At 57.8% G+C, this 13,717-nt stretch carries 4 protein-coding genes; all 4 read left to right on the top strand.

The window, feature by feature from the left end; all coding sequences use genetic code 11:
* Window positions 1-112: 112 nt before the first annotated feature.
* The 4 genes from AB4Z20_RS04610 to AB4Z20_RS04595 all read left to right on the top strand — a co-directional run bounded on the left by AB4Z20_RS04610 (window position 113) and on the right by AB4Z20_RS04595 (window position 13,056).
* On the top strand, window positions 113-1,819 hold the full coding sequence (locus tag AB4Z20_RS04610; protein ID WP_442089406.1) for a ShlB/FhaC/HecB family hemolysin secretion/activation protein: 1,707 nt from the start codon (window positions 113-115) through the stop codon (window positions 1,817-1,819).
* A gap of 24 nt (window positions 1,820-1,843) precedes the next feature.
* Window positions 1,844-11,212: a hemagglutinin repeat-containing protein gene (locus AB4Z20_RS04605; protein WP_442089405.1), complete on the top strand. Its 9,369-nt coding sequence runs from the start codon at window positions 1,844-1,846 to the stop codon at window positions 11,210-11,212.
* Window positions 11,202-11,504: an immunity protein YezG family protein gene (locus AB4Z20_RS04600; RefSeq protein ID WP_053185568.1), complete on the top strand. Its 303-nt coding sequence runs from the start codon at window positions 11,202-11,204 to the stop codon at window positions 11,502-11,504. The genes AB4Z20_RS04605 and AB4Z20_RS04600 overlap by 11 nt, the downstream gene beginning before the upstream one ends.
* Window positions 11,505-12,021: 517 nt before the next feature.
* Window positions 12,022-13,056, top strand: a complete 1,035-nt coding sequence (locus AB4Z20_RS04595) for a hypothetical protein (RefSeq protein ID WP_442089404.1) — start codon at window positions 12,022-12,024, stop codon at window positions 13,054-13,056.
* Window positions 13,057-13,717: the final 661 nt, after the last annotated feature.

Raw genomic sequence — 13,717 nt, 5'->3', positions numbered from 1 at the left:
CTTTTTTGCGTGGAAATTTCCCGCTCTCTTGAACCGAAAGCGATATGCAGGGTCTGGTGTGCGCAGCATTGCTGTGCATGCCTGCTGTCATTTCTGTATCGAGGGATCGAACATGTCCGTATTTGCCTTAGGGACTAGGCTAGTCGTTGCGTCGCTGTGTTTTCTGGCGATGAACATTGCTGTCGCCGCGCCAACCCCCGGCGATACGGACCTGATCCGTGAGCGTCAGGATCGCCTGCTCCAAGAGCAGCGCCGACGCCTTGAAGAGCTCAAGGATCTGCCCGGCAAGGAAGCGAAGCCGGCCCAGCCCACGGCACCTGTCGATACCCGTTGTTTCCCGATCAAGACCATCGAGCTCAAGGGCGCCGATGCCTTGTCCGAGGGCGAGCGCCAGCGCCTGCTCAAGCCCTTCCTCAACCAATGCCTGGGCGTGCCGCAGCTTAACCAGTTGCTCAAGGTCATCACCGATTACTACTTGGAAAAGGGCCTGGTCACCAGTCGCGCCTACTTGCCGCAACAGGACCTGTCCAGCGGTCACCTGCAAGTGCTGGTCGTCGAGGGTCGCCTGGAAGGCCTGAAAGGTGCCGAAGGCAGCGGCCTCTCCGAGCGGGAACTGGCAATGAGCTTTCCTGGCAAGCCGGGTGAGCTGCTCAACCTGCGTGAGATCGAGCAGATGGTCGATCAACTGAACCGTTTGCCGTCCAACAGTGCTCGAATGGAACTGACGCCGGGACAGAACATCGGCGGCAGTGAAGTGTTGGTCAATAACACCCCGCAAAAACCTTGGCGCGCCGGCCTGTCACGGCATAACGACGGCCAAAAAAGCACCGGCGAGCAGCAATGGGGCGCCTCTCTGGACTGGGACAGTCCCCTGGGCCTGGCTGACCAATTGGCCTTGCGCGGCGGCCACCATGCCGTCAGCGATCACCAGAAAACCTCGCGCAACGGCATGCTCTATTACAACCTGCCGTTTGGCTGGTGGAACCTGAGCTACACCTACAGCCAAAGCGAGTACCGCGCCGTGGGCCAGGCCAACGGCTTCAATTTCAAGCAGAGCGGCGACAGTCAGAACCATCAGGTGCGCCTGGAGCGTGTGGTCCATCGCGACGCGGTGAGCAAGACCTCACTCAGCACTGGCCTTGCGTACCTGCGCACCAACAACTTCATCGAAGACAGCAAGCTCGCCGAGAGCAGCAATCGCATCAGCGAGGCGCAGTTCGGCATCAACCATGGCCGACGGGTCGGCAATGCCTTCGTCAACCTCGATCTGGGCCTGCAACAAGGTATCGGCGCCCTCGATGCCCAGGGCGATCATGAGCCGGGCCCTGGAGTGCCGGATGCGCGCTATCGCAAATACACCGCCACCCTCAGCTACCTGCAACCCTTTGAACTGGGTGGCGAATCCTTCAGCTTCAGCAGCCTGATGACCGGCCAGCGCAGCGAAGACGTGCTGTTCAGCCCGCAGCGCATGAGCCTGGGCGGCCTGTCGTCGATTCGCGGCTACAAGGACCAGACATTGTCCGGCGACAGCGGCGGCTACTGGCGCAACGACTTGCGTTGGAGCCGCCCGGTGACCGTGGAATGGCTGCGCCCGGTGTTCGCCGAGTACGGCACCAGCCTCGGTTACGACCAGGGCGTGATTAGCGGTAATCGCTACAACGGCGATCAGCACGGGCGCATGTCGAGCAACTCGCTGGAGTTGTTCGCCCGCGGTGAGCACCTGAGCGCCAGCGTCACCTTCGCCCATTCCCTGGAACGTCCGGATGCACTGACCGAGCGCGAAGCGCCGATCTACTTCCGCGTGGATGTATCTATCTAATTTTTGCTGCAACGAGACCTGATCATGGACGACCGCCAACACGCCTTCCTGGCCCGCCAGCCTTCTGCTGCCCTGCAAACCCGCGACGCCTTCTGGGGCATGCCCAAGCGCGGCCTGGCGTTCCTATTGGCCAACGTCATGTTCTGGCAGCCGATGTGGGCGCAGGCGGGCGGTATCGTGGTCAGCGCCCCGGGCACCAGCCTCGGCCAGGCCGGCAACGGCGTGCCGGTGGTCAACATCGCCAAGCCCAACGGCAGCGGCCTGTCCCACAACCAGTTCAAGGACTACAACGTCGGCAGCAACGGCGTGATCCTCAACAACGCCACCAACCCCGCCCAGTCCACGCAACTGGGCGGGATCATCCTCGGCAACCCGAACCTCCAGGGCACGGCCGCGAAGGTCATCCTCAACGAAGTCAACGGCGGCAACCCCAGCCAGTTGCGCGGCTACACCGAAGTGGCGGGGCAGTCGGCCCACGTCATCGTCGCCAACCCCTATGGCATCACCTGCAATGGCTGCGGGTTTATCAACACCCCGAAGGCGACCCTGACCACGGGCAAGCCGATCATCGAAAACGGCCAGGTGGGCCGCTATCAGGTGGACCAGGGCAGCGTCGCCATTGAAGGCGCGGGCCTCAACGTGAACAACGTCGACCGCTTCGAAATCATCACCCGCAGCGCCAAGATCAATGCCGAGATCCAGGCCAAGAACCTGACCATCGTGGCTGGGCGCAATGACGTCAACGCCAATACCCTGAACGCCACTGCCCGTGCCGATGACGGCAGTGCGAAACCGGAGCTGGCTATCGACTCGTCGGCGTTGGGTGGGATGTACGCCGGTGCGATCAAGCTGGTGGGGACTGAGGCCGGGGTTGGGGTGAAGCTGGATGGCAAGATGGTTGCCAGTGGGGGGGATATTCAGCTGGATGCCAATGGTCATTTGAGTTTGGCGCAGACGGCGGCTGCCGGTGCCGTCGACATCGACGCCAAAAGCTTGGAAACCCGCGGCCAGGTGTATGCCGGTAGCCGACTGAGGGTGAAGACCCAGGGCGACCTGACCAGCCAGAACAACCTGGTGGCGCGCGACAGCATTCACCTCGACAGCGGTGGCACGCTGAGCAACAACGGCATTATCGAAGCCGGGGTCAACGCCGATAACAGCCGCAATACCACGGGTGATGTCACCCTCACTGCCAAGCAACTGAACAACGCTGGCAAAACCGTCATTGCCAGTCGCGACCTGAATGTCACGACCACCGCAGCGTTGAACAACCAGGGCGGCACACTCAGTGGGCAGCGCAACACCACCGTCACCGGCAACGTTGTGGATAACCGCAATAAAGGCCGGATCCTGGGTAACACCGAACTGCACCTGAGCGCCGATCAAGTCCTCAACAGCCAGGGCGGCCTGATCAATAGCCAGGGCCTGCTGACGGCCAACCTGGGCCATCTGGAAAACAATGCAGGTGAACTGTCGAGCCTGAACAGCGCGACCCTGGTCCTCGACAGCCTGGACAACCTGACCGGCCTGGTCATGGCCGGTAAAAACCTCGACATCACCAACGAGGGCGCGATCAATAACCGGGGCGGCGAGCTATCCAGCCAAGGCGTCATGACCGTGCGCACCGCCAGCCTGGACAACAGCAATAAAGGCACCGTGGCCGCCAATGGCAAGCTGCTGGTCACTGCGACCGGCAAGGTCAACAACGCTGACCAAGGCCTGATCGCCAGCCGCAGTGCCGGCGTCGAGTTCAAGGCCGCCAGCCTGGACAACGCCAAGGGCACGCTGCAAGGCGAGGGCCTGGTTACCGTGGATGTATCCGGCGACATCGATAACCAGGGCGGCAGCATCATCGCCAAGGACGCCAAGCTGAATGTCTTCGCCACCAACCTGGACAACCGTGGCGGCGTGCTGTCCAGCGTCAAGGCCGCGCTGGAGGCACGAACCACCGGCGTGCTGAAAAACGGCTATGACGTGAACCGTCAGGGCGGCACGATCCAGGCTCAAGGACTCAGCATCCGAGCCTTGGCTGGGCTGTTCAACGACGGCGGACGCATCGCTGCGCAAGCCGGCGATGTCGTGGTCACCAACGCGGTGGCGGATATCAACAATCGCAACGGCGGGATATACGCCACGGGCAAGGTCTGGGTCAGTGGCCGGGGCATGGACAACAGCGGCGGCGGGCAGGTCAGCGCCAGTCGCATCGACTTTGACCTATCGGGCGCACTGAACAACAACGCGGGCATCATCGAAAGCCAGGACTGCCTGGACATTCTGGCCGCCAGCCTGAGCAACCAGAAAGGCCAACTGCGCACCCTGGGCCAGAACAGCACCACGGTGTTCAAGATCGGTGGCCTGTTCGATAACAACGACGGCACCCTGGAAACCGCCAGTAATGACGTGGGCTTCAACACCGGCAGCGTCCAGAACGTGGGTGGCAAGCTGCTGCACACTGGCCTGGGATTGTTCGGCATCAGCCAAGCCAACCTGGGGCAGGCCGGCGGTCAGCTGGTGACCTATGGCAACCTGACGGTGACGGCTGATCGCTGGACCAACAACACGGCGATCCAGGCCGGGCACCTGGTCGTGAATGTCGACCAGTTGACCCAGACCGCCACCGGCCAGTTGCTCAGTACCGACAGCATGGTGGGCCGTGGCAGCAACTGGCGCGTCGACGGCCTGATTGGCAGCGATGGGGCCATCGACCTGCAACTGACCGGCGCCTATACAGGCAACGGCCGCTTGAGCAGTCTCGGCACCTTGGGCCTCAAGGCCGCGCTGATCAATCTGGAGCAAAACGGCAGCATCGCTGGCGGCGGCAACACAACCGTCGTGGTCGATGGCGTCCTCAACAGCTACGGTCGCCTGACCTCGGCGGCGGACCTGAGCGTCACGGCCGCCACGATCAACAACTACGGCACGCTGGGCAGTGCCGGCGCGCTCGGCGTATCGACCGGCGACCTGCTCAACGAGCACGGATTGATCTTCAGCGGCGGCAATACCAACCTGCGCGTCAATAGCCTGACCAACCGCTATGCCGATATCTACAGCCTGGGTGATCTGAGCATCGATCGCGACGGCCTCGGCACCCGTGCCAGCCGCATTCTCAACAGCTCCGGCTCGCTGCAGAGCAACGGCAACATGCGCCTGGCGGCCAGCACGATCGACAACGTCCGCGAGGTCCTGACCACCAACGATGCAGGCATCTACACCGCCTCGATCAGGGAAGTGGCCTGCATCCCAGGTGATTGCGACGGTCCCAAGCAAAACCACGTCTGGCAGATCATCCAGCGCGACAAGTTCGAAGTCACCGCGGCCAGCGCCGCCTCCAGCATCACCACCGGCGGCAACCTGAATATCCAGGGCGACACCCTGACCAACCGGAGCAGCAGCATCGGCGTCGGCGGTGCATTGACTGCCAACCTCGTCAGCCTGAACAACATCGGCATCGAGACTGGCGAGACCGAAACCTCGCGCACCTTCAGATCCCAACGCACGCGCCACCCGAGTGGCTGGCGCACCGCCGCGAATGACTTCACCAACAAATACTGGTTGCAGAGTCCGGACTACAACGCCAACGACCTGGGTGGCCTTGAAGCAGCGATGAGCCGCTTCATCGGCATGACCGAGACTGAGTTTCTGCAGTTTCGCACCCAGACCAGTACTACCGATAACCAGACCTATGCCGCGATTATCCAGGCCGGTGGTGCCGTCGACATTCCTACCCAGGGCGACCTCAACAGCGGCGTCGTGCGTGGCGGCTACAACTACGTCGGCTCCGGCCCGCGCACCGACACCCAGGCCGACAACGCCTTCTCGACCCGTATCAGCGTCAATCGGCAGCTACCCCCGAGCCTGACCCAGCAACAAGTCGATCCGCTGGCCTTGCCGGGTTTTGACTTGCCCACCGGGCAAAACGGCCTGTTCCGCATGAGCGGCGACGGCTCCACCACGCCGACCCAGAGCACGGGCCTGACGCAAGTGCGTGGCCTGCCGGACCGTTCGTTCCAGGCCAACCCGCAAAAGTACCTGATCGAGACCAACCCGGCGCTGACCGACATGCGCCGGTTCATGAGCTCCGATTACCTGCTGACAAACCTGGGCTACGACCCGGACACCGCCGCCAAGCGCCTGGGCGACGGCTTCTACGAACAACGCCTGATCCAACAGGCGGTGATCGCCCGCACCGGCCAACGCTTCCTCGACGGCCAGAACTCCGACGACGGCATGTTCAAGTACCTGATGAACAACGCCATCGCCAGCAAGGACAGTCTCAACCTATCCCTGGGCGTCAGCCTGACCGCCGAACAGGTTGCGGCCCTGACCCATGACATCGTCTGGATGGAAAACCGGACGGTGAATAATCAACAGGTGCTGGTGCCGGTGCTTTACCTGGCTCAAGCCAATAATCGTCTGGCGCCGAATGGTGCGCTGATTCAGGGCTCAGACGTCAGCCTGATTGCGGGTAAGAACCTGAACAATGCGGGCACCTTGCGTGCGTCCAGCAACCTGAGGGCGACGGCGGGCGACAGCTTGGTCAACAGTGGGTTGATGGAAGCGGGTGGTCGGCTGGATGCGTTGGCGAGTAATAACCTGACTAACAGGGCGGGTGGGGTTATTGCTGGGCGGGATGTCAGTGTTGTTGCCGTGGCTGGTGATTTGACCAATGAGCGAACCATCACTCGGCATGCCAGCAGCACTGGCTACAAGACTGAGCAACGCGAATTTGCTGACAACGCGGCGCGGATTGAGGCGAGTCATGACCTGACGATGGGTGCAGGACGGGATATCGCCAACAAGGGGGGCGTGCTCAAGAGCGGCAATGACATGGGCTTGCAGGCGGTGCGTGATGTAAACATCACCTCCGCCGAGCAGGTGGACAACAACACGATGGGGAGCAGGCACCGGGACCAAACCATTACCCAAAATGGTTCCAGCGCTACTGCGGGCCGGGAGATGAAGGTGACGGCCGGGCAGGACCTGCGGGTCGTTGCCAGCAACGTCATCGCCCAGAGCACCCTGGCGCTGACTGCCGGGCGCGATATCGCGATCACGTCTGCCGCCAACGAAAGCCATCGCTCGTCCCAGAGCAAAAAAGTCAAAAGCAGCAGCGACCTGGTGCGTCAGCAGTCTTCGGTTATCCAGTCGGGTGGGGACCTCAGCGCCAAGGCAGGGCAAGACCTGAGTCTCGTCGCCAGTCAACTGAAAGGGGCCAAGGACGTTGCGCTCGACGCCACGCGCGACATCAGTCTGCTGTCCGCAACGGACGAAACCGCAGAGTTCTACTCGAAGAAAAGCAAAGGCTCCTTTGGCCGCAGTAAAAGCGAACAACGGGAAAGTTATGACAGCACCAACGTCGCGTCGGTGGTTGAGGCGGGGCAAGACCTGACGGTCAATACCAGCCAGGCCGCCGGTGGCGGTGTCACGCTGGATGGCGGCCGCAACGTCACGGTGATCGGCAGCCAGTTGAACGCCGGCAATGATTTGGTGGTGGGTGCCACTGGTGATGTGGCGGTGCTCTCGGGTATCGAAGAGCACGGCTCCTATAGCAAGAAAACCAAATCGGGTTTCCTCGGCTTGTCCAAGAGCGGCAAAAGCGAGCTGAAAACCACGGCCTCCCAAGTGGCCAGCGAACTGGAAGCAGGCAACGATGTGGTGCTGGTCGCGGGCAACGACTTGCGTTTGCGCGCCAGCGAAACCACCGCTGGTAATGACGTGGAACTGCGTGCGGGCTTGGTCAAGGATAGCGGCGACATCAACCTCGTCGCGGCCAATGACACCGCTTACAGCCATAGCGAGCAATACAAGAAGAAAACCGGGCTCTCGGTCTCGGGTGGCTTCCTGTCGTTCTCCTCGGCGAAAGAGTCGGGTCGGATCGCGCAGAGCAGTACCAGCGTCGGCAGTCAGGTGACGGCGGAACGCGATGCGACCCTGCAGGCTGAGCGTGACATCAACCTCGTGGGTAGTGGTATCGATGCTGGGCGCAATGTCAGCTTGAATGCCGGGCGTGATGTGAATGTTCTGGCCGCGCAGAACAGTCGTTCCGAGCGGGATTGGGAAAAGAACAAGCAGGCTGGGATCGGTGTTTCTTCGGATGCTAATGGCATCAATTTCTTCGCAGGTGCCGATAGCCTCAAGAACAAGAATCGTCTGGAACAGCAAACCGCTGCCGCTAGCCAGATCAGTGCAGGGCAAGATGTTGCCATCAACGCTCAGCGCGATATCAACCAGACGGGTTCCGATCTGCGTGCCAGCCGCGACATAGGCTTCACGGCAGGACGCAATATCAATGTGGATGCTGCGCGTGAAACCCAACTGACCGAGCAGGAGCGCGAAGCCAGTCGTAATGGGCTTGGTATTTCGTTCAATCATAACTACGGCAACACCAAGGATGCGGTCAGTGGTGCCGGGAAAGGGGAGAACGGCGTCAGTAAGACGTCCAGCACCCTAAAAGGCGTCGATGCCGTCGCCCAATTCGTCAATGGACCGACCGTCGACGTCAAATTCGGCAACAGCACGCAAACCAGTAACCAGCAGGTCATTGAGCAGACCAATCGCGCGTCGACGTTCGATGCGGGCAACGACCTGAATCTCAATGCCGGCAACGACGTCACGGTCAAAGGCGGTCAGCTAAAGGCCGGGCGGGATATCAACGTCAAAGGTCGCGACGTCACGCTGGATGTGGCGAAGGGCAGTGTCAGCCAGGAAAGCACTGATCGCCAAAGCTGGAGTGGGATTCATGGCGGCACCAGTGGTGGCTTCAAGCTAGGCGCCGGCGGCAGCTACGGTGTTGCCACCGAGGATGGCGTTCACGGCAGTTCGACGGCCACTCAGGTTGCCGCTGGAAGGGATGTCAACGTGGACGCCCGCCACGACATCAACCTGGTAGGCACTCAGGTCAAGGCTGGGCGAGATATTGCGCTCGATGCTGGTAATGAGCTGAACATCAGGTCGGCGCAGAATGCCAGCGACAGTGAGAGCAATCGACACAACGGTGGTGGCGAGGCGGGCCTGACGTTCGGCTCTCAAGGCGTAGGCGTCTACGTCAGCGTGAACATCGGCAAGGGCAATCTTGATCGGGAAGGTAACCGACAGCAAGAAGCCTACCTCTACGCGGGCAACCGTCTGGGCTTCACCAGTGGCAAAGACACCAACATCAGCGGTGCCACCCTGCGCGGCGATGAGGTCGTTGGCCGTGTCGGCGGCGACCTGAACGTCTCCTCGGTGCCTGACACCGGCGAAGTCAAAGGCAAAGAGTTCGACCTCAGCGTCACAGCGACCTTTGGTCCAGGGGCTGGCGTCAGTGGCTCTGTGGGGTATGGACAGACAACCGGTGAGACCAATTGGGTCGAGCAGCAGACCAGCATCACCGGTAAAAACAAGGTCGACATCCGCACCGAGGATCACACCCAGCTGGACGGTGCCTTGATCGCTGCCGATAACGGCAACCTCAAACTGGACACCGGAACCCTGGGCTTCAGTGATATTGCCGGTAAAGATAAGGAACATGGCTATTACCTGAACGTGGGTGGCAGCTACTCCCAGGGTGGCAGCGGCGCCCAAGACAGCAGTCAGGTTGGTAAAGGCGAGAAAGATAAAAACGGTTGGAGCATCAGCGGTTGGGAGTATGAGAAGGATCGTCAGCAGACCGTCCGCGCCACCGTTGGGGCCGGTGAAGTCGTGGTGCGCAATGACTCTAAAACCGGGGCTGATTCGACGGCTGGGCTCAATCGGGATGTGAGCAAGGCCTACGAAATCACCAAGGATGATGAATCTCGGACCGACTTGTACGTCACCAAGTCCTCGGTGGACGCGGTGATGGATCCCTCTGGGACGGTGCAGGCTTGGAAGAACAGCATCAAAAGCTACCCCGACAGCAGCCTGAAAGCGTATGAGGACGCACTCAAGCTGGTTAGTGGGCCGGTACAGGCCGCTGGACAGGCCTGGAACAGCATACAGGCACAGCGGGTATCAATAGAGGAGGTTCCTGCTTCCGCGAGGGCTGCGTTGGGGGATGAGGTTGCGCTGAATATTGCGAAGAATCTTGTTCGCAATGGTAAGGATCCTGGGAAGATCAAAGACCTGACGACCGCAGATGTGATCGTCATTAAAGGCGCTGCGGTAGCATTCGCAGAGTTCGCCAAGCTGCAAAAAGCTTGCGAGGCCTCGGGTGGCTGTCCTGAGAATAACGAAGGCCCGAAGAAGGCTGAACGTTTCAAGTATTCGGATAGGATCGATCACGTCGCGTTTTTCTCTCCTTTGAAAGAGAGCACGCCAGGCAGTCAACTGCTGGAAAAAACGGCGGCGCTTCAAACTTACTTAGATGGGCTGCCAGTAGAGCAGGCGCAGCTTCTGGGTTTGGGAATCCAGGCCGGCATGGGCCCTGGTAAAATGGCTGTCGGTCTGGCCGGCAACGTGATAGTCGAAAAGCTGTTTGGCGACAAAATCGCAGCAGCCAAAGATTCAATCTCCAAATCGATTGCGAGCGGACTTACGGGTAAGAGCAAGGAGCATTTACAGGAAGAAGACGACCTCCGTAAAAGTCTGGAGAAGCCGGGCGATGTATACGTTCGTGGCGCAACGACGCTGCTGAATATCGCCTTGGGGACGGTTACAAACGCTGCGAGTGCAGGGGCGGGTAAGGTCATTGGCATTGTTGGTAAGGGGCCTTCGGATAATATAACGAAGGGGACCGACGGGCTGGAGATTGATCCGAAACATCCGGATTGGGCTAAGGAGTTTGGGGATACACCGTCGAAGGGGTGGGTAGAGGCGGGGTCGAAAAACGATCAACCGTCGGTAACGCCTGACGGATCGAAACCGAATGCCCGCGATAGTGCAACTGAGTCGAATGCTTCGCATCCTGTCGTGAAGGTGGATACCAGCCAGTCAGTCAAAGGGTCGCCCACTTACGAAATACTTAATAATCCAAAGGCCAGGAGCCCTAATACTCGGTATGAGCTAGATAATGGCGACGCCTTCGTTACGAATAGTCATGGCATGGTAGAAGAGCTGACGTTTACACCCGCTAATGTCAAAGTCCCAAGGGATTCGAGGCAGACGGCTGCAGGTAAGGAAGGGCGCGAAACGGACGTTGGTGGGCATGCTCAAGCGTGTAGTCAGGGTGGTACCTGTGATGGTTATAATTTGTTTCCTCAAGATAGAAACTTTAACAGTTCGGCATATAAAGTTTATTATGAAAACAGGATGCGTGAGGCGTTGAATGATCCATCAAAAACTATAGGGCCAACGTTTATAAAATTTAAGCGTGAAAATCCAGCTTCGCTAAGGCCGGATACTATGGAGTTGACCTATACTATCGATGGTAAAAGTCGAACGGTATCCTTTGAAAATGAAGCTGGCAAAATTCCAGAGGTGAGTAATGGTTACTAAAGATTTAGAAATTGTGAAGGAAATATTTTCTTTGATTGAATCTGGAATAGTTTTTGGTTATGACTATTTCTGTTATGAGGTTGAGGTGGGTGAAGGGTATATGGAGTCGGTGCTGACTGTTGAGAAAGATGGTGTTGAAGTAACCGATGCTGATACCGATTTTAATAGTGCAAAACTGTATAGGCTAATAAAGGAGTTGAGGGCAGAGGGCAAGGCGCGAGGTGAGGAATGGCTTTCTTTCGCAATATCCTATCGCCGTGAGGGTGAGGTGAAAACGAAATTTAATTACTGACGCTTAAATGCACGATACCAGCAAAAAGGGATCGAAAGGGGACAGATTTATTTTATGAGGTGAGCAGGCTTATTGGTTTGTACGTTGATAAATAAATCGGTCCCATTTTTTTCTGTCCCCTTTTTCCTAATGAGACCGCGAATGAGAGGAGACAGATTTATTAGTGTGGTGGTGCTGGCTTTTTCATTGTTGGCTATCGTGTGGGGGGTGAGTACTTTTCTTGCGATGATAGTTGCAGTGTTAATTTCACTGTTGTTTCAGACTGATTCAAGTTGGGTTTTTATTTGGCTCGGGTTCCCTCTGTCATGGATATTTGCATTGTGCTGGGTTGTTACTCGTTGGGACTACGTTAAGTCTTTTGTGTCCGGGCGGGGGGCGTGAGAGACAAAGGAAAAAGGGGACGGATTTATTTTATAAGGCGCTGAGGGGGCGAGTTTATTGAATTCTCTCGGTTTTAAAAAAATCTGTCCACTTTTCTCCAGGTCTATAATTTTTTAGGATGTACTTGGAGTTACTCATGAAGAAAGCATCACTACTAATGTTGAGCCTGATCCTGACGTTGCCAGGCTGTAAATCCAACGTCAGAGACTCTTCCCCCACCGTGCTCAACGACGGCATCCAACTGCACCAAAACAAAGTGACCGTAGACGCCCAGCACGCCAAGGTGATCATGAAAGCGACGGGCAATGTCGTCCCTGTGGAATTTGCAATCAGGCGAGCGACGGACCCAGACCGGCGTATGGATGTGCAGGGGACAGTGGTGGATTCCGGTCGCGGCAAAGTGTTCGGCTGGATTGCCAAGCTCAACGAAACGGCCCACAGCGCGACCTTGAAGCATTTCCCTCAGTTGGAAGTGCAAGCTGATCCCGATCAGCCATTCGAGGTATCGGGTTACGCCACTGGCGAAAGTATCAACCGCGGCTATCGTTGCGGTCCGATTAGCACCATTTTTACACCGGAGAAGGGCAAGGTTTATCTGGCGGAACTCCAGTTTGTGGGTGGAGGCTGTGAACTGCATGCCTATGACATCACGCAGCCTCAGGAGCGTATTCCTGTCGTAGGTAGCGCGCAAAACGGTGGCTTCGCCAACGCAGTCCCGGGTTGCAAGTCGGCGACGGCCTCGGTGAATAATCAGCCGGTCACAACACAGTTTTGCATCAAATCCATCATGCTCCAGCCTTCGCAGTATCGCGTTAGCGTCAATGACCAGACTGTTTTCAGCGGTACCGATTACGAGCGCGTTGCTTTTGTAAAAACCGTTAAGGAAGGGGCCGTAACCGGTGGTTGCAATGAAATGATCGAGGCGCAGTCGGGCACTACTCAAAAGCCTGTCGCCTTTAAAGACCTGCCAGCTGATTTAGTAGCGGGCTGCCACATTACTGCGGACGCTGAGGGCAGAGCCCAACCGTTTAGTAAAGATGAAGCCTGTGACAAGGTGTTCTACAAGGCCATGATGCCGTTTTTAGGCAAGGTAGTACCCGTCGAGGTGGCACGGCAATGTGTCGTCAGAATAGGGGGGCAGACAGTATTTGAGGACAGTTTCAGTTTCTGACTTAAGATTTGAGATGCGTTTATATGAGGATGTGGTCCTCCATAATATTTTCGTTTGTTTTCGTTGCTAATTCTGTATCTATATACCTAAGGAGTAGTAATTTATGTAGGAAAAAGGGGCGGATTTATTTGCTTGCTCAGTTATTAAATAAATCCCTCCCCTTTTTCAGTGGGAACTCTCGCGTTTGCCAGCGCAGCTGAATCTTTCGACCAGACCAACGCTCCTTATATCTCAGCAGAGGGAGAGCGAGTTCTCGCTTCATTTGATCCTGCTCAGTATCCCGGAGAAGCGAGCCCGACCGGGGATCTCGGCTATAAGGCTGCTCAGTCGCTGGTAGAACTGCTAGCCGCGCACGTTGGGGGTAAGGCACTATCCGGAGAACTCTCCTCTGCTTTGAAAGGTGGCTCTACTCCCAATCTGGGTGGTACAGCAGATGAGCTTCTAAGCGATGCAAAAGGGGCAGTTCAGGGGGGGGTTCTAAAGGATCAGACGTAACCCCAGAAATTATTCAAGAAGCACTCCAAGGAGACAAAACTATTAGTGCGCAAGATGGTGTGTCTCTACCTGCAATTCAGCGATATGTCGATAGACTCCTAAACGGGGACATAGCTCCAGCGATTAAGATGGATGGCAATGTGATTGTAGACGGGAATCATCGATA

Source organism: Pseudomonas sp. KB_12 (assembly GCF_052114545.1).
GTDB lineage: Bacteria > Pseudomonadota > Gammaproteobacteria > Pseudomonadales > Pseudomonadaceae > Aquipseudomonas > Aquipseudomonas brassicacearum.
This window is presented reverse-complemented; position numbering and strand designations above follow the sequence as displayed.

Excerpts from the sequence above, each read along its gene's own strand:
- AB4Z20_RS04595 (WP_442089404.1), top strand. The coding sequence starts at position 12,022 with ATGAAGAAAGCATCACTACTAATGTTGAGCCTGATCCTGACGTTGCCA.
- AB4Z20_RS04605 (WP_442089405.1), top strand. The coding sequence starts at position 1,844 with ATGGACGACCGCCAACACGCCTTCCTGGCCCGCCAGCCTTCTGCTGCC.
- AB4Z20_RS04610 (WP_442089406.1), top strand. The coding sequence starts at position 113 with ATGTCCGTATTTGCCTTAGGGACTAGGCTAGTCGTTGCGTCGCTGTGT.
- AB4Z20_RS04600 (WP_053185568.1), top strand. The coding sequence starts at position 11,202 with ATGGTTACTAAAGATTTAGAAATTGTGAAGGAAATATTTTCTTTGATT.